General features: G+C 68.4%; 14 protein-coding genes and 3 pseudogenes. 11 read left to right on the top strand and 6 right to left on the bottom strand.

Annotated features, from left to right (window positions below; all coding sequences use genetic code 11):
- The first annotated feature begins 74 nt into the window (after positions 1-74).
- The gene (locus N4G47_RS17420) at positions 75-1,037 is read left to right on the top strand and encodes an aspartyl protease family protein (protein WP_475289084.1); all 963 of its coding nucleotides are present in this window, start codon (positions 75-77) and stop codon (positions 1,035-1,037) included.
- 67 nt (positions 1,038-1,104) lie between these two features.
- Positions 1,105-2,268 (top strand): serine hydrolase domain-containing protein, encoded by a 1,164-nt coding sequence (locus tag N4G47_RS17425; protein WP_475289086.1) that lies wholly within the window; start codon positions 1,105-1,107, stop codon positions 2,266-2,268.
- Between the two features lie 73 nt (positions 2,269-2,341).
- Here N4G47_RS17425 and groL read toward each other — a convergent pair whose 3' ends face one another.
- A complete protein-coding gene (groL, locus tag N4G47_RS17430) occupies positions 2,342-3,991 on the bottom strand; it encodes a chaperonin GroEL (RefSeq protein WP_100443702.1) in 1,650 nt (549 codons plus the stop codon).
- 81 nt (positions 3,992-4,072) lie between these two features.
- Positions 4,073-4,360: a co-chaperone GroES gene (locus N4G47_RS17435; protein ID WP_049427125.1), complete on the bottom strand. Its 288-nt coding sequence runs from the start codon at positions 4,358-4,360 to the stop codon at positions 4,073-4,075.
- 356 nt (positions 4,361-4,716) lie between these two features.
- Here N4G47_RS17435 and N4G47_RS17440 point away from each other — a divergent pair, with 356 nt between their 5' ends.
- The 5 genes and pseudogenes from N4G47_RS17440 to N4G47_RS17460 all read left to right on the top strand — a co-directional run bounded on the left by N4G47_RS17440 (position 4,717) and on the right by N4G47_RS17460 (position 13,011).
- Positions 4,717-6,507: an endonuclease gene (locus tag N4G47_RS17440; RefSeq protein ID WP_475289090.1), complete on the top strand. Its 1,791-nt coding sequence runs from the start codon at positions 4,717-4,719 to the stop codon at positions 6,505-6,507.
- 75 nt (positions 6,508-6,582) lie between these two features.
- The gene (gene cutA, locus N4G47_RS17445; protein WP_475289092.1) at positions 6,583-6,921 is read left to right on the top strand and encodes a divalent-cation tolerance protein CutA; all 339 of its coding nucleotides are present in this window, start codon (positions 6,583-6,585) and stop codon (positions 6,919-6,921) included.
- A pseudogene (locus N4G47_RS17450) lies at positions 6,918-9,307 on the top strand (protein-disulfide reductase DsbD family protein). Before cutA ends, N4G47_RS17450 begins: the two are co-directional and overlap by 4 nt.
- Positions 9,304-9,867 (top strand): TlpA family protein disulfide reductase, encoded by a 564-nt coding sequence (locus tag N4G47_RS17455; RefSeq protein WP_475289094.1) that lies wholly within the window; start codon positions 9,304-9,306, stop codon positions 9,865-9,867. Before N4G47_RS17450 ends, N4G47_RS17455 begins: the two are co-directional and overlap by 4 nt.
- 620 nt (positions 9,868-10,487) lie before the next feature.
- Positions 10,488-13,011: pseudogene (locus N4G47_RS17460) on the top strand (PepSY domain-containing protein).
- 122 nt (positions 13,012-13,133) lie between these two features.
- On the opposite strand, the gene N4G47_RS17465 reads toward N4G47_RS17460, so the two are convergent.
- Positions 13,134-15,674: a methyl-accepting chemotaxis protein gene (locus tag N4G47_RS17465; protein ID WP_475289096.1), complete on the bottom strand. Its 2,541-nt coding sequence runs from the start codon at positions 15,672-15,674 to the stop codon at positions 13,134-13,136.
- Positions 15,675-15,875: 201 nt separating this feature from the next.
- On the opposite strand from N4G47_RS17465, the gene N4G47_RS17470 reads away from it, so the two are divergent.
- Entirely contained in the window at positions 15,876-16,715 is an 840-nt protein-coding gene (locus tag N4G47_RS17470; RefSeq protein ID WP_475289098.1) for an arylamine N-acetyltransferase family protein, read from the top strand.
- 232 nt (positions 16,716-16,947) lie between these two features.
- On the opposite strand, the gene N4G47_RS17475 is transcribed toward N4G47_RS17470, so the two are convergent.
- From N4G47_RS17475 to N4G47_RS17485, 3 genes are read right to left on the bottom strand one after another with little or no spacing between them, the layout of a single operon-like run.
- Entirely contained in the window at positions 16,948-17,319 is a 372-nt protein-coding gene (locus tag N4G47_RS17475) for a VOC family protein (RefSeq protein WP_475289100.1), read from the bottom strand.
- A 22-nt stretch (positions 17,320-17,341) separates the two neighbouring features.
- Entirely contained in the window at positions 17,342-17,980 is a 639-nt protein-coding gene (locus N4G47_RS17480; RefSeq protein ID WP_475289102.1) for a response regulator, read from the bottom strand.
- The gene (locus tag N4G47_RS17485) at positions 17,977-19,077 is read right to left on the bottom strand and encodes a sensor histidine kinase (protein ID WP_475289104.1); all 1,101 of its coding nucleotides are present in this window, start codon (positions 19,075-19,077) and stop codon (positions 17,977-17,979) included. Before N4G47_RS17485 ends, N4G47_RS17480 begins: the two co-directional genes overlap by 4 nt.
- 161 nt (positions 19,078-19,238) lie before the next feature.
- On the opposite strand from N4G47_RS17485, the gene N4G47_RS17490 reads away from it, so the two are divergent.
- The 3 genes and pseudogenes from N4G47_RS17490 (at position 19,239) to N4G47_RS17500 (ending at position 21,988) form a co-directional block, all read left to right on the top strand.
- Entirely contained in the window at positions 19,239-19,661 is a 423-nt protein-coding gene (locus tag N4G47_RS17490; protein ID WP_475289105.1) for a DUF2141 domain-containing protein, read from the top strand.
- A gap of 26 nt (positions 19,662-19,687) precedes the next feature.
- Positions 19,688-21,210 (top strand): annotated as a pseudogene (locus tag N4G47_RS17495) (carotenoid oxygenase family protein).
- Between the two features lie 61 nt (positions 21,211-21,271).
- Positions 21,272-21,988, top strand: a complete 717-nt coding sequence (locus N4G47_RS17500; protein WP_475289107.1) for a transporter substrate-binding domain-containing protein — start codon at positions 21,272-21,274, stop codon at positions 21,986-21,988.
- Positions 21,989-22,066: the final 78 nt, after the last annotated feature.

Here is a 22,066-nt window from a genome sequence, read left to right on the forward strand (position 1 = left end):
GCGGTCAGTATCGTGCAGGTGTGTATCAGGACGGTATCAACGCCGATATTCCGGCGATACGCCGATGCGCGCCAATGGGCCTCCCCATTCAACCCCGGAGACTTCCCGTGCGCCTCACCCTGCTGCCCCTGCTTGCCGCCGCCTTCCCCACGCTGGCCGCCGACACCCCCGAACATGTACTGCCGATGTGGATGCAGGGCGGGCACCCGACCGTGGCGCTCTCGCTGGATGGCCGGGCCGAACCGCTGCGCTTCGTGGTCGACAGCGCCGCAGGCGCGACACTGGTCGATGGTCGTGTGGCACGCCGATATGGCCTCGTCGATGGCAAGGCCGAAGTCTCGATCGCGCAGGGCGCCAGTACCTCGGGCGCGCAGCTGCGGCGCATGCGCACCACCACGTGGCAGCTGGGTAGCTGGCTGCTGCAGGCCAGCGCGCTGCAGGCCGATCTGGCGTCGCTGACCGAGGGCGACGACCCCGCCATCGACGGCCTGGTCGGCAATGACCTGACCGCACGCAGGGACACCCGGTGGGACTTCGTTCGAGGTGAGCTGTCGTTGTCGAGAACCGGCACCCTCCCCTTCGACGATGACAGCTGCCAGTCCAATGCAATGCCGGACCGCGCCGAGGGCCTGCGCGATTTCGGATTCATCACCCTTGCCTTCGGCGGAACGAACATCGCTGCCGTGGCCGTGGTCGATACCGGCGCCGCGCAGACCGTACTCAACGATGCCGCCGCGCGCGCCCTGGGATTGCGCACCGATGGCAGCGATCCGCGCGTGCGCGTGCGCCGCAATGGCACCGAAGGCCTGGGCGGGAAGCCGCACCCGACCTGGCTGTATACCCTGCCCGGCATGCACAGCGCCGGTTGGCAGCACCCGGCCATGGAGGTCAGGATCAGCGAGCTGCCGGTGTTCAAGGCCATCGGACTGGATAAGCGCCCCGCGCTGATCCTCGGCGCCGATGCCATGCGCGGCGGCCAGGTCGACATCAGCACCGGCGCGGCGCGGATCTGCCTGCGCCGCCCGTCCGACAGCTGAGGCCGGGCCATGACGCCGGCGACCGGCTGGCGTAGCATCGCGCCACGTCCCGCCAGGAGGTCCACGCATGCGCCGTGCTGCCCTGTTGTTGCTGACGCTGTTCCCGCTGGCCGTGCTGGCTGCACCGCCCCCGGTACCCACGCCGGCCCGCATCGACACCGAAGCCCGGCGGCTGATGCAGGCTGCCCATGCGCGCGGCATGGCGCTGGCGGTGATCGATGGCGGCAAGGTGGTGCACGTGGCCGCCTATGGCGAGCGCAATGCCGCAGGCGAGCCGCTGCGCACCGACACGGTGATGTACGCCGCATCGCTGACCAAGATGGCGTTCGGCCACCTGGTCGCACAGCTGGCGCAGGACCGGAAGATCGAGCTGGATGCCAGCATTGCCAACGCGCTGGACAAGCCCCTGCCGGACTACGCACCCGAGCCGAAAAAGTATGCCGACTACCGCGTGTTGGCCGATGATGCGCGCTGGCGCCAGCTCACCCCGCGCCTGCTGCTCAACCACGCCAGTGGCTTTGCCAACTTCGGGTTCCTCGAACCGGACGGCCGGCTGAAGTTCCACTTCGATCCGGGTAGCCGCTACGGCTATTCCGGCGAAGGGCTGATCCTGTTGCAGTTCGTGATCGAGCGTGGGCGGCTGGGCCAGGACGTCGGCGCATTGATGCAGCGGCAGGTGTTCGACCGCTTCGGCATGACCCGCACCAGCATGATGTGGCGTGAGGATTTCGCCGCCAACCTGGCCGATGGCTGGACGGCAGAAGGTGCGGCCGAACCGCACGATGAGCGCAGCCGCGTACGTGCGGCCGGGTCGATGGATACCACCATCGCCGACATGGCCCGCTTCGCCGCCGGCTACGTGCGTGGCGACGGTCTGTCCGCATCGATGCGCCGGGAGCTGGTGCGGCCGCAGCTGCCGATCACCACCGCCAGCCAGTTCCCCACCCTGCAGCCGGAGCTGCCGCCTGCACAACGGCACCGCAACCTGGCGGCGGGGCTTGGCGTGGTGACGTTCCAGGGCCCGCAGGGGGCCGGCTTCTACAAGGGCGGCCATGATGATGCGGTGGGCAATACGCTGGTGTGCATCGAACAGGGCCAGCGCTGCGTGGTGATCCTGGGCAACGATGTACGCGCCGAAGCAGCATTCCCGGCGTTGGTGCGCTTCGTGCTGGGTGAAACCGGCGTGCCGTGGGAATGGGAATACGGGGCGAACAAGCCGTTCGTGCGCTGATCGCATCGCCCAGCGCGCCCACAAAAAACCCCGCCTTGCGGCGGGGTTCTTGGTGCATCGGTAACGCGGGGACTTAGAAGTCCATGCCGCCCATGCCACCCATGCCGCCCATGCCACCGGCGCCACCCATGGCCGGCTCGTCCTTCTTCGGAGCTTCGGCAACCATGGCTTCGGTGGTGATCATCAGGCCCGCGATCGAGGCCGCGTTCTGCAGCGCCGAACGGGTCACCTTGGTCGGGTCCAGGATGCCGAACTGCAGCATGTCGCCGAACTCGCCGGTGGCGGCATTGTAGCCGAAGCTGCCGGTGCCTTCCTTGACCTTGTTGATGATGACCGACGGCTCTTCGCCGGCGTTGGCGACGATTTCGCGCAGCGGGGCTTCCATCGCGCGCAGGGCGATCTGGATGCCGTGGTTCTGGTCTTCGTTGGCACCCTTCAGGCCGGCCAGCGCGGTGACCGCACGGACCAGGGCCACGCCGCCGCCCGGGACCACGCCTTCTTCAACAGCTGCACGGGTGGCGTGCAGGGCGTCGTCGACGCGATCCTTCTTTTCCTTCATTTCGATTTCGGTCGAGGCGCCGACCTTGATCACGGCAACGCCGCCGGCCAGCTTGGCCACGCGTTCCTGCAGCTTCTCGCGATCGTAGTCGGAGGAGGTGTCCTGGATCTGGGTCTTGATCTGGCCGACGCGTGCGTCGACGGCAGCCTTGTCACCCACGCCATCGATGATGGTGGTGTTTTCCTTGGAAACCTGCACCTTCTTGGCGCGGCCCAGGTCCTTGATGGTGGCCTTTTCCAGCGACAGGCCCACTTCTTCGGAGATCACGGTGCCGCCGGTCAGCACGGCCATGTCTTCCAGCATCGCCTTGCGACGGTCGCCGAAGCCCGGAGCCTTGACGGCCACGACCTTGACGATGCCACGGATGGTGTTGACCACCAGGGTGGCCAGCGCTTCGCCTTCGACTTCTTCGGCCACGATCAGCAGCGGCTTGCCGGCCTTGGCGACGCCTTCCAGCACCGGCAGCAGGTCACGGACGTTGGAGATCTTCTTGTCGTGCAGCAGGATGAACGGGTCATCCAGGTCAGCGGTCTGCGACTGCTGGTTGTTGATGAAGTACGGGGACAGGTAGCCGCGGTCGAACTGCATGCCCTTGACCACGTCCAGCTCGTTGTCCAGGCCCGAGCCTTCTTCAACGGTGATCACGCCTTCCTTGCCGACTTCCTTCATCGCGTCAGCGATGATCTGGCCGATCGACTCGTCCGAGTTGGCCGAGATGGTGCCGACCTGGGCGATCGCCTTGTCGTCGGCAGTCGGCTTGGAGATGTTCTTCAGCTCGGTGACGGCGGCCACGACGGCCTTGTCGATACCGCGCTTGAGGTCCATCGGGTTCATGCCGGCGGCCACGGCCTTGGCGCCTTCGCGGATCAGGGCCTGGGCCAGCACGGTGGCGGTGGTGGTGCCGTCGCCGGCGTCGTCGTTGGTGCGGGAAGCCACTTCCTTCACCATCTGCGCGCCCATGTTCTCGAACTTGTCAGCCAGTTCGATTTCCTTGGCGACGGAGACGCCGTCCTTGGTGATGGTCGGGGCGCCGAAGCTCTTTTCCAGCACGACGTTGCGGCCCTTCGGGCCCAGGGTGGCCTTGACGGCATTGGCGAGAACGTTGACGCCGCGCACCATGCGCGAACGGGCGTCTTCACCGAAACGAATATCCTTGGCAGCCATTGCGATTACCTCGATGTTTGCGCCGGGCCGGGCCCGGCGACGAAAAGGGATGTCTTACTGAAAAGCAGGTCGCGCCGAGGCTCAGCCGATGATGGCGAGCACGTCGTCTTCGCGCAGGACCTTGTACTCGACGCCTTCGCTCTTGTACGAGCTGCCGGCGTACTGGCCGTAGATGACCTTGTCGCCGACCTTCAGCGACGGCGCGCGCACGCTGCCGTTGTCCAGCGGCTTGCCCGGGCCGACGGCCACGACTTCACCCTTGGTGGACTTTTCCTTGGCCGAATCCGGAATGACGATGCCACCGGCGGAGATTTCGTCGGCTTCGATCGGCTTGACCACAACGCGGTCGTGCAGCGGCTTGATGCTCATGAGAGACCTCTTAAGTTATTGATTGGTCTGAAAAAGTCTGGCGATGTTAGCACTCACCCCAGGTGACTGCCAGCATTGCTCGCGAAAAAGCCCGATGAATCGGGAGCAGGACAGAGATGGAGCTGGCCCCGGACCTTTCAAGGGCGGCCCCGGAAAAAATCTTCGCGGCCAGGCTTGCACGGTGCGGCCCTGCATGAAGACGTTCAGCCCGGTGAAACGCGTCGAATCGCGCGCCGACACCCTCGACTTTTGGTGATCAGCGTCGCACTGTCAGATATCTGACGTTCATTTACGACAAAGTGTCACCGGATCGGCCTTAGGCTCGGCCGCGCATTCCCAATCACAAGGAGTTGTCGATGCGATTGCTGTCCCCGCTTGCCGCCGCCTGCCTGCTGGCGCTGGCCGCCGCGCCGGCCCAGGCCGAGGTCTTCATCAACGAACTGCACTACGACGACAGCACCGCCGCCGGTGACGTCGGCGAAGCGATCGAGGTGGTGGCCACCGCCGGTGAGGATCTGTCCGGCTACCGCCTGTACCTGTACAACGGCAGCAATCCGTCGGCCGCCACGGTCTACGCCAACAACCCGGTCCCGGCCGGCAGCGCCGCCGGCTGCGGCAGCGCCAGCATCGCTGTGGTCAGCTACCCGACCAACGGCCTGCAGAACGGCCCGAACGACGGCATCGCCCTGGTCGATGCCAGCGGCAAGGTGGTCCAGTTCCTCAGCTACGAGGGCGCCATCACCGCCTCCGGTGGCCCTGCCGCCGGCATGACCAGCCAGAACATTCCGGTGGCCGAGACCAACAGCACCGCGCCGGGCACCTCGCTGCAGCTGACCGGCAGCGGCAGCCAGTACGCGCACTTCACCTGGGCCGAATCGGCCAGACAGACGTTTGGCAGCTGCAACAACGGCCAGACCTTCAGTGGTGGCGGCACGCCGGGCCCGAACACGCCGCCGTCGGTGTCCACCACCACCCCGGCACAGGGCAGCAGCACCTTCCCGGCCGCGGCCGATCTGGAAGTGGTGTTCAGCGAGACGGTGAACCTGGCCAGTGGCGCCTTCGCGCTGAGCTGCGGCACCTCCGGCAGCGTGCCGCTGACCTTCCCGGCCAGCGGCCGCAGCGTGAAGCTGTCCACGAATACCGCGCTGGTGGCCGGTGAAGCCTGCCGCTTCGACATCCGCGCCGCGCGCATCACCGACCTGCAGGGCGCGCACCCGGCGGCCGACAGCCGCATCGCGTTCACCGTGGCCAGCACCGGCGGCAACCCCGACCCGGGCAATCCGGGCGTGCCGGCCGGCTACTACTCGAAGGTGAACACCTCCAGCCCGAGCCAGCTGCGCTGCTCGCTGCACGCCACCATCAAGGGCCACACCGCCTACCCGTACAGCGGTTCGGGCACCAGCACCTGGACCATCCTGGAGATCGCCGACGAGGACCCGAACAACAGCGGCCGGATCCTCGATGCGTACCGCAACCGCAGCTACGCCAAGGTGACCGATCGCGCCGGCAGCGGCAGTGGCCTGAAGTACAACCGCGAACACACCTGGCCGAACTCGCTGGGCTTTGCCAGCACCACCGGTGACAAGGGCCTGCCGTACGCGCCGTATACCGACACCCACATGCTGTACCTGACCGATGCACAGTGGAACGCCGACCGTGGCAACAAGCCGTTCGCCAAGTGCGACGCCGGCTGCGGCGAGCGCGCCACCGAGGCCAACAACGGCCAGGGCGGCGGCAGCGGCGGTTACCCGGGCAATTCCAACTGGGTGCGCACGCCGGACGGCAACACCGGCACCTTCGAGGTGTGGGGCAAGCGCAAGGGCGACATGGCGCGTGCGGTGATGTACATGGCGATCCGCTATGAGGGCGGCAAGGATGCGGCCACCGGCCAGTCCGAGCCGGACCTGGAGCTGACCGACGACCGCAGCAAGATCGTCAAGACCAGCAGCTCGCCGGCCTACATGGGCCTGCTGTCGACGCTGATCGACTGGCACCTGTCCGACCCGCCGGATGATGCCGAGCGCGCCCGCAACGATGTGGTCTACAGCTTCCAGGGCAACCGCAACCCGTTCATCGACCACCCCGAGTGGGCGACCCCGGCGCTGTTCACCTCGGCCAAGCCGGCCACCTGCCAGCTGGCCAACTGAGTCCGCCTCCAAGAAGTTGCAGTCGCCCCTGTCCGGTCCTGACCCGGCCGGACAGGGGCCCTATACTCGACGGTCATGTCGACCGTCGATCCCGTCCTGCTGCTGTTGACCACCTGCCCGGACCGGGCCAGTGCCGAGCGCATCGCGCACGCGCTGGTCGGCGAGCGCCTGGCCGCATGCGTGACCCGGCTGGAGGGGGCGCAGTCGACCTACCGCTGGCAGGGCGAGGTCACTACCGACCCCGAGCTGCAGCTGCTGGTAAAGACCACCGCGAGCCGCGTCGATGACGCAATCGCCCGGATCGTCGAACTGCATCCGTATGAACTCCCGGAGTGCATCGCGGTCGAAACCCGGGCCGGTCTGCCGGCGTATCTGGATTGGATCCGGGCACAGACCCGGGAGGACACTGATTGAAGACTCTGTTTGCGCGTGGCGCTGCCTTGTGCGCCCTGTTGTGGCTCTCGCTGCCGGCGTTCGCGCTGGATGAGAAGGACCTGCTGCCGGTGGACCAGGCGTTCGCGCTGACCGCCACCGCCCCCGAGCGCGGCCAGGTGCAACTGCAGTTCAAGATCGCACCGGGCTACTACCTGTATCGCCACCGCACCAGCGTCAAGGCCGACCCGGCGTTCAACGCCGGCGCGTTGCAGATGCCGAAGGGCGACAAGCACCACGACGATTTCTTCGGCGAAGTTGAAACCTATCGCGAGCGCCTGCAGGCCACCCTGCCCGGCGCGCCGACCGACGCGGCCGGCACCATCAGCCTGGAAGTGCGCTACCAGGGCTGCGCCGATGCGGGGGTCTGCTACCCACCGCAGAAGCGCGTGGTGCAGGTCACCCTGCCCGGCGGCGCGGCACCGGCGGCGGCCCCGAGCGCGCGTACCGGTGCCGCCAGCCCGTTCAACAACCCACTGGCCGGTGCCGGCAACGGCGGCGGCCTGCGCCTGCCGGGTACGGCCAGCAACGGCCAGGCGCTGCCGCTGCCGTCGGAACAGGCGTTCGGCTTCGATGCCATCGCCAGCGATGGCAATACCGTGCTGCTGCGCTTCAGCCCCGCGCCGGGCTACTACCTGTATCGCGACCGCACCTCGCTGAAGCTGGAAGGCAGCGCCGGTGTGCTGGCCGACACGCCGCGCTGGCCGGCCGCACAGTCGCATCGCGATGAGCACTTCGGCGATGTCTCGGTGTATTTCAACCAGGTGGAAGTGCCGCTGCCGCTGCGCCGCACGGTTTCCGGGGCAGTCGACAGCACCCTGGTGGTGACCTTCCAGGGCTGCCAGACCGATGGCATCTGCTATCCGCCGATGACGCGGCGGGTGAAGCTGTCGATCCCGGCGGGAAAGATCAATGCCAGCGCCGACCAGGCACCGCCACGCACCGAGGTGATCAGCCCGTTGCCCGCCGCCACCGGAGCAGCGCGCGAAGGTGCCAATGGCGCGCCGCTGCGCCTGCTGCCGACCGTACCCAACACCGATGGCGGCGCTCCGCTTGCCACCGGCGCTGCGGGGCCAGCACCGGCAATGAGTACGCCGCCGATGCCCGCGGTGACAACGCCCTGCGCACGCGCCCACCGGCGAGCACGCCGAATCCGGACCGCTCGTTCGTGTGGGTGCTGCTGCTGGCGCTGGCCGGTGGCCTGGTGCTGAACCTGATGCCGTGCGTGCTGCCGATCCTGTCGCTGAAGGTGCTGAGCCTAGCGCAGAGCGGCGAAAGCCCGCAGCGCGCACGCAGCCACGCGCTCTGGTACACGCTGGGCGTGCTGGTCGCGTTCGCGGTGATCGGCGCGTTGATGGTTGGCCTGCGCGCGATCGGCAACGCGGTCGGTATCGGCTTCCAGCTGCAGCATCCGGGCGTGGTGGCCACGCTGGCCTACATCATGTTCGCGGTGGGCCTGAGCCTGTCCGGCGTGTTCACTCTCGGCGGCGGCATCGGCAACCTGGGCCAGTCGCTGGCCAGCCGCAGCGGCCCCGCCGGCGATTTCTTCACCGGCGCGCTGGCCTGTGTGGTCGGCAGCGCCTGCGTTGGCCCGTTCATGGGCGGCGCGATTGCCTACGCTTTCATCGCCCCGCCGCTGAAGGCGATGACGGTGTTCCTGTTCCTCGGCCTGGGCCTGGCGTTGCCGTTCCTGCTGGTCGGCTTCGTGCCCGCATTGGCACGCCGCCTGCCCAAGCCCGGCCCGTGGATGGAAACGCTCAAGCATGTGCTGGCCTTCCCGATGTATGCCACCGCGCTGTGGCTGCTGTGGGTGCTGGGCAAGCAGCGCGGCGTGGACGGCATGGCGCTGGTGCTGGGCGGCCTGCTGCTGTTCGCCTTCGGCCTGTGGCTGTTCGAACGCAACCGCTGGACCGGCTCGCGGGCGGTGACCCTGCTGGGCGTGCTGCTGGCGATCGGCGCACTGGTGCCGGCATGGAGCGTGACCCAGCTGGAACCGCCGGCGCGGGCGGCGCAGGCGGCCAGCGACAACGTGGTCGAATACTCCCCGCAACTGCTGGACCGCCTGCGCGCCGACAACCGCGTGGTGTTCGTCAACATGACCGCCGACTGGTGCGTCAGCTGCAAGGCCAATGAGCGTGCAGTGCTGTCGCGCCCGGAGTTCAAGGAACTGCTCAAGCGCACCAACGCGGTGTACATGCGCGGTGACTACACCAACGTCGACCCGCAGATCACCACGTTCCTGGAAGAGCACAAGGCGGTGGGTGTGCCGCTGTACGTGGTGTACGGCCCCGGCGCACCGCCGACCGTGCTGCCGACCCTGCTGACCCAGGCGGTGGTGGAGGAAGCGCTGCTGCGCACCGCACGATGAAGTGGCAACGGCCAGCGCTGCTGTGGACAGCGGTGCTGGCCGCCGGCCTGGGCCTGTGGGCCGGGCACCGGCTGGCCCCCACCCCGGCGGCGCCGGTTGCCGCAACGCCTGCACCTGCGGCCGTGCCTGCACCACCCCCACTGCAGGCCGGAGACCGGATGCCGGCCCTGTCGCTGCCCGACCTCGATGGCCGGCCATTGGACCTGCAGCAGCGCTTCAGCGGTCGCCCGTTGCTGGTCAACGTCTGGGCCAGCTGGTGCGCGCCGTGCGTGGAGGAGATGCCTGAACTGGCCCGTTTCGCCCACGCCCAAGGCGACGACGGGGTGCAGGTGCTGGGTCTGGCCCTGGATACGCAGGAGGACGTGCGCCGCTTCCTGCAGCGGGTGCCGGTGGACTACCCGATCGTGATCGAGACCCCGGGCCCACGCGACGCCAGTGTGCAGCTGGGTAATACCCAGGGCCTGTTGCCCTACAGCGTGCTGTTCGATGCGCAGGGGCGCATGGTGAAGGCGAAGCTGGGACCGTTCGCGCACGGCGAGATCGACGGCTGGGTGAAGTGAGGGTTCGGCAGGGTTGCACCCTGCACCCGCTTCAGGCCAGAGCAACAGCCGAAGCAACAGCTACAGCGGGCTTTCCGTGGGATGGCGGGGCGATGTCGGAGTGCGGGGACGCTGCAAGTACGTCCCTGTAAGCTTGGCAGCCGCATCCATGCGGCTGACACCCCGCGCTCCGACACCGCCCCACCTCTGACAGATTCCGATGGCTGTTGGTAGATGTCGACCTTGGTCGACACGGTAGATCCACGCCATGCGTGGATGGATCTCCATCGAAATCGAGTATTCCGACAGTTGAACGAAGAGCATCCACGCATGGCGTGGATCTACAGACCGCGGAGATCTGTCGAAGGCGGGGTGGGTCCGGTGGCGGGGGTGTCCGCGGCATGGATGCCGCGGCCAAGCCCCCAAGGACGGGTTTACGGCGTCCCCCGCCACCGGCCCCATCCTGCCATCCCACGGAATGCGCGCTGTTGCTGTTGCCCTGGCCTGAAGCGGGTGCCGGGCGCCGCCCGGCCGATACCCCTGCTTGACCGCAGGCAGGGCGCCCGGGAGAATTCCGCGACTAATTCTCATTTGCTGTTGCGCAGGATGCGGGCGGCAGCCTTCCGGGCCCCTCTCCTTCGATGTTCAAGAACGTCCTGTTCCAACTGCACTGGCTGCTGGGCATCACCGCCGGTGCCGTCCTGGCCGTCATGGGCCTCAGCGGCGCGGCGCTGTCCTTCGAGGACGAACTGCTGCGCGCGGCCAACCCCGGTTTCGCCGAGATCGCCGAACACCATGCCGACGGCCAGCACCCGCTTGCACTCAGCGAACTGGTGCCGCTGCTGCAGGCCGGCAGCGAGCGTTCCCTGCAGCGCCTGCGCGTGGATGCGACCGGGCAACGTCCCTCGGTGGCGCGTTTTGCTGGTGGCAAAGAACACTGGGTGTACTTCGACCCCTACAGCGGCGAACGCTTCAGCGCGCTGCGCGGGCAGGCTTTCTTTGATTTCGTCGAAGACCTGCACCGCCACCTCGCCGCCGGTGAACGCGGCAAATGGATCACCGGCAGCTGCGCAATCGCCCTGTTGTTCTTCACCCTGTCCGGCCTGTACCTGCGCTGGCCACGGCGCTGGTGGCACTGGCGCAGCTGGCTGGCGGTGGAATGGAAGCGCAGCGGCCGTGGCTTCCTGTGGAGCCTGCATTCGGTGGTCGGCACCTGGGTGCTGCTGATCTACCTGATGAGCGCGCTGACCGGCCTGTGGTGGTCGTTCGACTGGTACCGCAGCGCCGCCAACACCCTGCTCGGCGTCGCACCTGCGGCCAAGCACAAGGTGCCCACCGATGCGACGCTGGACCTGCAGCGCGTCGAAGCCACGCTGTATGCGTTGCCCGGCGTGCGCACCGGCTTCATCGACCTGCGCCTGCCGGAGAAGCCAGGCCAGCCTCTGAACATCCGGGTGATGGCCGGCGATCCGTCGCAGCGCGATGGCCACCATGATCGCGCCCACGATCTGCTGCAGCTGGACCCGGCCAGCGGTGCGGTCCTGGATGCGCGCCCCTATGCGCGCCAGGGCGCTGGCGGACAGCTGGCCACCAGCGTGTTCGCATTGCACTCGGGCAGTTACTTCGGTGTGCCGGGGCGTGTGGTGGTGATGCTCAGCAGCCTGGGCATGAGCCTGTTCTTCGTCACCGGCTGGATGCTGTACCTGGATCGCCGCCGCAGCCAGCGCGCGGCGCGCGGCCTGCGCCGGTCGCTGCCGGTCGCCGCCGCCGATGACGGCGCTGCGCCGTGGCTGGTGGTGCACGCCAGCCAGAGCGGGCTGGGCGAGCAGCTGGCCTGGCGCGCAGCGGCGCAGGTGCAGGCCGCCGGCCATGCGGTGCGGGTACTGCCGCTGGCCCGCGTCGATGCGGCCGAACTACAGCGCAGCACGCACGCGCTGCTGGTACTCAGCACCTTCGGCGATGGCGAGCCACCGGATGCGGCACGACGCGCCGCGCGACAGCTGCTTGCACAACGCCCGGACCTGTCGGGCCTGGAATTCGGGCTGCTGGCGCTGGGTGATCGCCAGTATCCGCATTTCTGTGGCTTTGGCCGCCAGGTCGACCGCTGGCTGATCGGCAACGGCGCACGCCCGCTGTTCGAACGCATTGATGTGGATGCCGCTGCGCTACCGGCCCTGCGCCAATGGCAGCTGCAACTGGCAACCCTGACCGGAATCGCCACCGATGACAGCGTGCTGCCATCGGCCACGGTGATGCACGACTGGCGATTGCTTGGCCGCGAGCGGCTCAATCCCGGCAGCGTCGGCGGTGCGATCTGGCACATCCGCCTGGCAGCCCCGGCGCAGGTGCAGTGGCAGGCCGGTGACATCCTGCATGTGTCGCCCCGCCACAGCGCACGACATGCCAGCGCGGTACTGAAGGCGCACGGGCTGGATCCACTGCAACCCCTGCTGGTGGAGGGTCAACCACGCACGCTGCTGGCACTGGCCAGCGAACGCGAGCTGCCCGATGCCGATACCGCGCTGGTGGTGCAGGACGCCTGCCTGTGGTTGGCCGGCCTGCCCGTACTGCCCGGTCGCGAATACTCGATTGCCTCCGCTGCGCAGGATGGCGCAGTGGAACTGGTGGTGCGGCTGACGCACGACCCGGCCGGTCGCGCCGGGCTGGGCTCGGGTTGGTTGTCGCTGCATGCCCCGGTGGGCGCTGGCATCGTTGCCCGCGTGCACCGCAATCCGGGTTTCCATCGCGTAGCCGCAGCACCGATGGTGCTGGTCGGCAATGGCACCGGCATCGCCGGCCTGCGCAGCCTGCTGCGCGAAGCTGCGCATGCCGGCGCGCACGGGCACTGGCTGCTGTTCGGCGAACGCCAGCGTGCCCACGACTTCCTGTTCGGCGAAGAGATCGAAGCCTGGCAGGCCGAGGGCCATCTGCAGCGGGTGGACCTGGCGTTCTCACGCGAGGGTGACGGTGGCTACGTGCAGGACTCGGCTGCGCGCGGCCTCCGATGTCCTGCGCGACTGGATGCAGCGCGGCGCGGTGATCCACGTCTGCGGTTCGTTGCAGGGCATGGCCGAAGGCGTGGACCAGGTGTTGCGTGAAGCCCTCGGTGATGAGGCGGTGGAAACGCTGCTGGAGAACGGCCGCTACCGCCGCGACGTGTATTGATTCCTGCCGCCGTGCATGGGCGTGAGCCGAGCATGGGCTCGGCTCTACAGTGTTTCCCGCACCTGATGTAGAGCCGAGCCTACGCTTGGCTGATTCCCTGCTGGCCGACAGGACAGCGCAGGCTAGGCCGCTGCGCGTGCCGCCGGCTGCGCCGGCCGCAGCCGGAACGCGCCCACGGCCTCTGCCAGAGCCTGCACCTGCGCCTGCATCTGTGCGGTGGAGGCACCGGCCTCTTCCACCAGACTGGCATTGCGTTGAGTGCTGGCTTCCATCTGCACGATGGTCTGGTTCACCTGCGCGATGCCGGCATGCTGCTCGTGCGAGGCGCTGCGGATACCGGCCAGCAGGTCCGCCAGCTGCTGCACGCTGCCCACGATCTCGCCCATGGTGGTGCCGGCCTGCCCGGCCTGCTGGCTGCCTTGGCCGACCCGCGCCACTGAATCCTCGATCAATCCCTTGATCTGCTTGGCGGCCTCGGCACTGCGCTGGGCCAGCAACCGTACTTCGGCGGCCACCACGGCGAAGCTGCGCCCCTGCTCGCCGGCGCGTGCGGCCTCCACGGCCGCGTTGAGCGCAAGGATGTTGGTCTGGAAGGCGATGCCATCGATCAGCTGGGTGATGTCGCCGATGCGGCGCGATGCCTCGCTGATGCCCTGCATGGTCGCCACCACCTGGCCAACGGCCTGCCCGCCGCGCTGCGCCACTGCCGCCGCACCCTGTACCAGCGCATCGGCACGCCCTGCCGCGTCGGCGTTGCGGCCCACCGTATCGGTCAGCTCGTGCATGGAGGCCGCCGTCTCTTCCAGATTGGCGGCCTGCTGCTCGGTGCGCTGCGACAGGTCGTGATGGCCGGCGACGATCTCGCCCACGCCGGTATCCAGATGCGACGTTGCTTGCTGGATGCGGGTGACGATACGCCCCAGCTGCGCCACGGTGGCGTTGGCATCATCGCGCATGCGCGCGAACACGCCCTGCAGATCACCGCCCATGCGCACACTGAGATCGCCGCTGGCCAGTGCCGCCAGCAGCGCCTGCAGATCGCCGAGATTGGCTTCAAAGGTGGCCAGCAGACGGTTGATGCTGGTTGACAGCGTGCGCACGAAGCCCTGCTTGCCGTCCAGTTCGATACGCCCATGCAGATCGCCCTGCGCGGCCGCATCGACCAGCGCGGCCACTTCGGTTTCCAGCAGGGTTTCCAGCGCGCGGCTGCGCCATTCCACCGCTACGCCAAGGTAGTGCCCGTCATCGATGATGGCGTTGGCGATCAGCTGGTAGCGCACGCCGGCATGGCCGATCTCACGCTCCTCGCGCTGGCGCACGCCGACCAGGTTGGCCAGTGCCGGGTGCAGCCGTACCGCCTCGCGGCCCACCAGCGCGTCAGCCGGCAGCGCCAACTGCTGCTGCAACGCCGGGTTGGCGTAGGCCACCTGGCCCTCGGCATCGATCACCATCAGCCCGGTCTGCGCGCTGTCCAGCGCCTGGCGCACACGGGTGTTGCCTCGGGCCACCGCACGTTCGGTATCGATGCGTGCACGCAGGCGCTGCTGCATGTCGACCAGGCGTTGCGCCAGCTGGCCGATCTCATCGTTGGCGTTGTACACGCGCAGGGTGGTGTCGAGGCGATCATCGGCGATGTCACTGGCAAAGCGCAGCGTGTCCTGGATCGGCTGACGTACCGCGCGCAGCACCAGCACCAGGCTGGTGATCAGCACGCCGGCCACCAGCAGCAGGGTCAACGCGAACAGTACGCTCATGGTGCGCGCGCCCGTCTGCTGGCGTGACTGTGCGGTGGCCAGCGCCAATACCTGGGCCTGCTGGAATGCGGCCAGCGCGGGAGCAACGCCGGCGGCGGTGTCCAGCAGCGACTGCGTCTCCACATCCAGGCCCACGCGGGCGGCGGTATAGGCCAGCAACGCGCCCTGGTAGCCTTCCATTCCGCTGCGCAGGGTGTCCTGCACATCGGCCGGCAGTCCGGCCAGCGCCAGGTCGAACGGCAGCTTTTCCTCGCTGGCACGGTCGGCATGGGCCGCATCGCCGTCGAGCAGCAGCAGCGCCTCCTGGCGGCGCATCTTCTGCAGCGTCAGCGCCAGTGCCGGTCGCTGCAGCCCATCCACCTGGGTCTGCAACGTATCAGCGGCCTGCTGCAGCTGCGCGGCAAGCCCGGCGTCACCCCGTCCCATTTCATCCACGCGCTCGAACAGTGCAGCCACACCCTGCGAGAAGGCGTCCACGGCTTCAGCCAGCGCCTGCAGTGCCTTGCGCCGGCCGGCGTCCATCGGCATCGCCCGCAATGCCCGCAGATCCGCCTGCAGCGCCTTCTGCGTGGCCAGCAGCTGATCGCGGTCGGCGTCATCGAAACTCCGCGCATACTGGGTCTGCAGGCGGCGGGCTTCGGCCACCCGCGTGGCTAGGCGGGCAGCCAGATCACTGCCATGCTGGTAGCTGGCCTGGTTGCGCGCGGCCTGCGCGCTGGTGTGTCCGGTCCAGGCGTAGACGGCGGCGATCGCCACCAGGCCCAGGCCGCAGACCCACAGGGTGGCCTTGAGCTTGTTGGCCACGCTGAGCCGGTGCGGCTGCAACCAGCGCAGCAGGCCGGGGAACACCCTGCGCCATGTGGCAAGACGCGTGCGCAGGGACCGGAGGTGGGGAACGACGGCCGACATGACAGGCTCCAGGCAGAAAGACGCACCTGTATCGGCCGGAATCGATGCACCTTTAGGGCTGTGTTCGATGCCTGCCCGCGCTTGCCGGCGCACGCGGCCTTTGTACCGGGCGCAGGCGACGGCGGGATGACACCGCGGCCGCGCTTGACCTCAACCCCGGTTGGGGAGCACAGTGGACCTCCCTCCCCGCCCGGTGCCGCCATGGCCACGCTCGATATCCCCCGTTACCTGCAACGCCTGCAGCTGGATGCGCCGCCACCGCCGACGCTGGCCGGGCTGACCCTGCTGCAGCAGCGCCACAACGCGTTGCTGCCGTTCGAGACCCTCAGCTGCCTGCTGCGCGATGCGGTACCGATCGACCTGGACAGCGTGCAACGCAAGCTGCTCGACGCGCGCCGGGGTGGCTACTGCTTCGAGCTCAATGGCGGCCTGCTGGCCCTGTTGCAGGCGCTGGGCTTCGATGCACAGCCGTTGAGCGCGCGCGTGCTGCTGGCCGCGCAGGACGATGAGCTGACCGCGCGCACCCACCTGCTGTTGCGCGTGCGGGTGGACGGTGATGACTGGCTGGTGGATGCCGGGTTCGGCAGCCTGACCCCCACCGTGCCGCTGCGCCTGCACGAAGCGCTGCCGCAGCCCACGCCACACGAGCGCTACCGGCTGCAGCGCCTGCCGGACGAAGGCGACTTCGTGCTGTCGGTCGAATCCAGCAACGAGTGGCGGGCGATGTACCGGTTCGACCTGCAGGTGCCTGCGCCGATCGACAACGTGGTGGGCAACTGGTACGTGTGCACCCATCCTGATTCCAGCTTTCCGGGCCAGCTGCGTGCGTCACTGACCGGGCCGGACTGGCGCCGCACCATCGGCAGTGGCAACTACACCGAGTACCGGCCCGGGCAGGCGCCGGACAAGCGCCCACTGCACGACGTCGGTGACGTGCGCGACGTGCTGCAGCAGCGCTTCGGCGTGCAGCTGCCGGACGACCCGCGGCTGGGCCCGGCGATCAACGACTGGCTGCAGCGCTCGCGCGCCGCGATGTTGTAGCGTCGAGCTTGCTCGACTGGGGCGTCGGCGGTGGAATCAACAGCAGTCGAGCAAGCTCGACTCTACGAGAGCGCTCGCGCGCCGCGCTGTTGTAGCGTCGAGCTTGCTCGACTGGGGGATGGGTAGCGGAATCAACAGCAGCCGAGCGTCGGCTCGGCTCTACAAGGTAGCGTCGAGCTTGCTCGACTGGGGCATCGGCGACCGAATCAACGGCCGTCGAGCCAGCTCGACGCTACGGATCGGTGGGCGCCTGCAGCGCGATGCGATTGCCTTCGCTGTCGCGGATCTCGGCGACGCGCCAGTCGCCGGCGTCGGCCGGTCCGAAGCGCAGTTCGGCGCCGGCCAGCAATGCGCGCTCAAGGCTGGCATCCACATCGCCCACGCCGATGTAGATGCGCGCGCCCTGCTCGGAGGGCCGGTAGTCCGCGCCCTGCACCAGCGCCATGCTGGCACCCGCTGCGTCATCCGAAAACGGCAGGTACGCCATGCGGCAGTCATGCAGCAGGATCGGCGCATCCACGTCCACCTGCAGCCATCGCTGGTAGAACGCGATGGCCCGTTCCAGGTCAGTGGTGGGTATCTCAACGTGCAGGATCGGGTTCATGCGCTTTCCTGGTGCTGGCAACTCAGATGATGTGCAGGGTAATCGCCTTCAGTACCGCGCGGGTGCGGTCGCGGGTGCCCAGCTTGTCGAGGATGGCCGAGACATAGTTCTTCACTGTGCCCTCGGCCAGGAACAGGCTGCGCGCGATCTCCTTGTTGCTGTAGCCCCCGGCCAGCAGCCGCAGGATCGCCACTTCGCGCTCGCCGAAGGTATCGGTGGGCGGCGCTTCATCGTGGAAACGATAGCGGGCGCGTACCGGCTCGGTGCTGACCGGCAGCAGCAGGGTTTCACCGGCGGCAACGCGCTCGATCGCCTCACGCAGGTCGGCCGGAGCCGCGTCCTTGAGCAGGAATCCCTGCGCACCGGCTTCGCTGGCCCGCAGCAATAGATCGCTTTCGTCAAAGGTGGTCAACAGCAGCAACGGCGTGGTATCACCGCGCGCACGCAGTTGGCGCAGGGCCTGGATGCCATCCAGGCCGGGCATGCGGATGTCGCTGAGCACCACATCAACCGGTTGCGCGGCCAGTGCATCCAGCAGTGCCTGGCCATCGTCAGCCTCCAGCACCACCTCCACACCCAGTCCCTGCAACAACGCGCGCAGGCCGGCGCGGACCAGCGCCTGGTCATCGGCCAGGGCCACGCGGATCGCCGCGCCGCTCATGCCGGCAACCACGCGGTCAGGTGCATGCCGCCCTGCGCGGTTCGGGCCAGTTCCAGCTGGCCGCGCGCCGCGGCCAGACGCTCGCGCATGCCGGCGATGCCGTTGCCTTCACGGATGCGCTCGGCGCGTTGGCCATCATCACGGATATCGATACGCAACTGCGCGTTCTCCTGGTTGATCGTCAGCCATACCGTCTCTGCGTTGCCATGCCGGGCGGCATTGGTCAGCGCTTCCTGCGCCAGCCGCAGCACGGTCTCGGCGATCAGCGGGTCGGTCACGCGCACGCCCTCGCCGATGCGCAGCTGCAGCGCAGGGCGCGGGAAGGGCGCGGCCAGCGCGTGCAGTGCGGTGGCCAGATCGAGGCCGCGATCATCGCGCATCGATTGCACCACCTGGCGGATATCGCCGAGCAGCTCGCCCGACAGCTGCTCGGCCAGCACCAGTCCTTCGCGCCCGGCCAGTGCCGGATCCGCCGCCAGTGCGCGCAGGTTCAAGCGCATCGCGGTGAGTTTGTGGCCGGCCACATCGTGCAGCTCACGCGCCAGGCGCAGGCGCTCGGCATCGCGTGCACTGTCGGCCAGCAGCGCGCGGGTCGCCAGCAGATCGGCATTGACCCGGGCCAGCGCGTCGCGGGCCAGTGCGCTACGACGCGCGTAGTGGGCGGTCAACGCGGCAAAGGCCTGGAAGCCGGCATACAGCAGCACCACCAGCAGCGGCTGGGTGAAGCCGCTGTGGCGAAGCACCGCGTACAACGCCAGGTTGGCCAGCACCGCAACAACCAGCATGAAGCGCGCCGGCCAATGCTCGGCCAGCTGCGCGACCAGCACCACCAGCAGCACCGGCGCCGTGCCGGTGCGTGGCTGCAGGGCGACCAGGGCGACCGCCAGTACGGCCTGCAGCAGTGCGGCGAACGCACGCGCGCCGGTCGGCATGGCGGCCCAGCCATGCACCACGAACAGCAGCAGGAACGCGACAAGCAACGCCTGGCTGAGGCCGGCGGCGGGGCCCCGCACGCCGAACGACAGGCCCACCACCAGCACGGTGGCCAGACCGGCGAGGCTGAGCGGACGCAACAGGTGGCGGAACAGGCTGGGCATGGCCCGATGCTGACGGGCGCGCCCGCAACCGGCAATGGGTCCGGCGCAGAAAGTGACTTCTGGCACGTCGAATCGATGACCACTGGCCCTGAACCCGGCGCCACGCCCCGCACAGACTGGCTCCACACCGCCGCACACCACCCACTTCCGGAGCCACCGCCATGATCCGCACCGCCCTGCTCAGCACCACCCTGACCGCCCTGGCCCTGGCCGGCAGTGCCCATGCCGCCGATCTTGCAGTGACCGTGCACGATGTCCGCGCGCAGACCGGCACCCTGCGCGTCGCCCTGGTCGACAGCACCAGCGCCTGGGACGGCAAGGTTGCGCCGGTGCAGGCGCAGCAGGCCAGGCCCAGCGGCGACAGCGCCCACTTCGTGTTCAAGCACCTGCCGGCCGGCAGCTACGCGGTGCTGCTCACCCACGACGAGAACGACAACGGCAAGCTCGACACCAACCTGGTCGGCATGCCGGTGGAAGGCTATGGCTTCAGCAACAACCCGCAGGTGATGCGCAAGCCGACCTTCGACGAAGCGCGCGTGACCGTGCCGGCTGCCGGCGCTGCCATCGACATCACCCTGCGCTGATTCCTGCATCCAGACCCGAGGCCACCATGGACCGTCGCCGCTTCCTCCGTACCCTGCTCAGCAGCAGCGCCTGCCTGGCCCTGGGCGCCACCGCACTGCGCAGCGCACCCGCCTTCGCCGGTGACCCGGCGCGTTTCGCGCAGGGCCTGCAGGCCCATCCGTGGCTGCTCGGCTGGCGCAGCGTCAGCAGCGAATGCCTTGGCCCTGCAACGGTACAGCTGCAGGGGCGGCTGCCGGTCGGCCTGGCCGGCACGCTGTACCGCAACGGTCCGGCCTGGACCGAGCGCGATGGCTTCCGCTATGACCACTGGTTCGACGGCGACGGCATGGTGCATGGCTGGCGCTTCAACGGCGATGGCAGCCTGACCCATCAGGGGCGCATGGTCGCTACGCCGAAGTTCAGCCGTGAACAGAAGGCCGGCCGTTTCCAGTATCCGGCGGCCGGCACCCACGTTCCCGCTGCGCTGCCCGTGCGCAACAACGATGACGCCAACGTGGCCAACACCTCGGTGACGATGATCAACGGCCGCCTGTTCGCACTATGCGAATCCGGCTCGGCGTTCGAAGTGGACCCCGATTCGCTGCAGACCCTCGGCCCGGTCACCTGGCGCCCGGACCTGGCGGCGTTGCCATTCTCCGCGCATCCGCTGCCGGACCGCGATGGCAGCGTGTGGAACTTCGGTTCGATCAGCCTGATGGGGGGCCACGGCCTGCTGGTCTGGCACATCGGCAAGGACGGCCAGCTGCGCAGTGCCAATGTGATTGAAACGCCGGAGCATGGCTACCTGCATGCCTTTGCGATGACCGAGCAGCACCTGGTGTTCGTGCTGATGCCGTTCGACTTCACCGGCACCGGCGGCAGCTTCTTCGAGCGCATGCAGTTCGCGCCGCAGCGCCCGGCACGCATCGCGGTGGTGGCCAAGGATGCGCCGGACAAGGCGCAGTGGTTCGAGGCGCCGTTCGCCGCGATCTATCACTTCGGCGATGCCTTCACCCGCGAAGGTGGCATCGTGCTGCGCGCGGTGCGCCACGACGACATCAACGAAGCGCGCTCGCCGATGAAGGAGGCGATGGCGGGCGATGGCGCGCACGCCGCGAACAGTGGCGCCGGCCTGGTCGAACTGCATCTGGACCTGCACCGTGGCCAGGCACGCTGGGAGTCATTGGACATCCGCGCGGTGGAGTTTCCGCTGTTCGACCCGCGCTCGGCCAACACGCGGGGGCGCGGCTGTACGCACCCACCATCGACGGCCCGGCCACCGCGCCGTACTTCAACGCGGTGGCGGCGTTCGACATCGAGCGTGGACGCCGCCAGCTGTGGCACTACGGGCCGGACATCATGGCCGAAGAGCACGTCTTCGTACCGCGCCCAGGCAGCCGCAACGCCGACGACGGCTGGTTGATCGGCACGCTGCTGGATCCGGTGAACCAGCGCAGCGGTCTGGCTGTACTCGACGCGCGCCACCTGGACGATGGCCCCCTGGCACAGGCATGGCTGCCCTACGCGGTGCCATTGGGCTTCCACGGTACGTTCGCTGCACGCGGCTGAGTCCACGCGGCGCGGACGTCCACGCTGGCATGCTGGAGTCCCCCTTTCCGCGGAGCCCTGCATGTCCCTGGCCGACCATCGAAGCGCGCTGGCGCCGCAGGGATTCCTGCGCGTGGCGATCAATCTCGGTAATCCCGTGCTCGCGCAGGGCGATGCGCGTTCACCACGCGGGCCATCACTGGAACTGGCTACCGCGTTGGCGCAACGGATGGGCGTGCAGGCCCGCTTCACCTGCCATGACGCCGCGGCTTCGGTGGTTGCTGCGGCTGCCGAAGATGCCTGGGATCTGGCCTTCCTGGCGATCGATCCGGCACGCGCCGACCTTATCGCCTTCAGTACGCCGTATGTGGAGATTGAAGGCACCTACCTGGTGCGCGAGGACAGCCCGGCACAGCAGGTGACCGATCTTGACCGCGACGGCCTGCGCATCGCCGTCGGTCGCGGCGCGGCCTACGACCTGTTCCTGAGCCGCGAGCTGCGCCATGCCGCGATCGAGCGCGCGGAGACTTCGGCAGCGGCCATCACCCTGTTCGACCAGCAGCACCTGGATGCCGCCGCCGGTGTGCGCCAGCCGCTGGCGGCCTGGGCGCAGGCGCATCCCGGCCACCGTGTGCTGGCCGATCGTTTCACCGCGATCCAGCAGGCGGTCGCGGCGCCGGCCTCGCGCCCGGCCGAGGCGTTGCGCGCATTGTTCGACGAGGTGGAAGCGATCAAGGCCGGCCCGTTGCTGGGTGAAGCGTTCGCGCGTGCGGGACAGGCGGTCACCCTGGTGCGGTGATTGTAGAGTCGAGCTTGCTCGACTGCTGTGCACGAAGACAGTCGAGCAAGCTCGACTCTACCGATACGAGGTCGAGCA

It is taken from the genome of Stenotrophomonas sp. GSD10 (genome assembly GCF_056172695.1).

Coding starts and splice junctions, on each gene's coding strand:
- cutA (WP_475289092.1), top strand. CDS start 6,583: ATGTCGACCGTCGATCCCGTCCTGCTGCTGTTGACCACCTGCCCGGAC.
- N4G47_RS17465 (WP_475289096.1), bottom strand. CDS start 15,674: ATGTCGGCCGTCGTTCCCCACCTCCGGTCCCTGCGCACGCGTCTTGCC.
- N4G47_RS17435 (WP_049427125.1), bottom strand. CDS start 4,360: ATGAGCATCAAGCCGCTGCACGACCGCGTTGTGGTCAAGCCGATCGAA.
- N4G47_RS17440 (WP_475289090.1), top strand. CDS start 4,717: ATGCGATTGCTGTCCCCGCTTGCCGCCGCCTGCCTGCTGGCGCTGGCC.
- N4G47_RS17485 (WP_475289104.1), bottom strand. CDS start 19,077: ATGCCCAGCCTGTTCCGCCACCTGTTGCGTCCGCTCAGCCTCGCCGGT.
- N4G47_RS17490 (WP_475289105.1), top strand. CDS start 19,239: ATGATCCGCACCGCCCTGCTCAGCACCACCCTGACCGCCCTGGCCCTG.
- N4G47_RS17470 (WP_475289098.1), top strand. CDS start 15,876: ATGGCCACGCTCGATATCCCCCGTTACCTGCAACGCCTGCAGCTGGAT.
- N4G47_RS17480 (WP_475289102.1), bottom strand. CDS start 17,980: ATGAGCGGCGCGGCGATCCGCGTGGCCCTGGCCGATGACCAGGCGCTG.
- N4G47_RS17475 (WP_475289100.1), bottom strand. CDS start 17,319: ATGAACCCGATCCTGCACGTTGAGATACCCACCACTGACCTGGAACGG.
- groL (WP_100443702.1), bottom strand. CDS start 3,991: ATGGCTGCCAAGGATATTCGTTTCGGTGAAGACGCCCGTTCGCGCATG.
- N4G47_RS17500 (WP_475289107.1), top strand. CDS start 21,272: ATGTCCCTGGCCGACCATCGAAGCGCGCTGGCGCCGCAGGGATTCCTG.
- N4G47_RS17455 (WP_475289094.1), top strand. CDS start 9,304: ATGAAGTGGCAACGGCCAGCGCTGCTGTGGACAGCGGTGCTGGCCGCC.
- N4G47_RS17425 (WP_475289086.1), top strand. CDS start 1,105: ATGCGCCGTGCTGCCCTGTTGTTGCTGACGCTGTTCCCGCTGGCCGTG.
- N4G47_RS17420 (WP_475289084.1), top strand. CDS start 75: ATGGGCCTCCCCATTCAACCCCGGAGACTTCCCGTGCGCCTCACCCTG.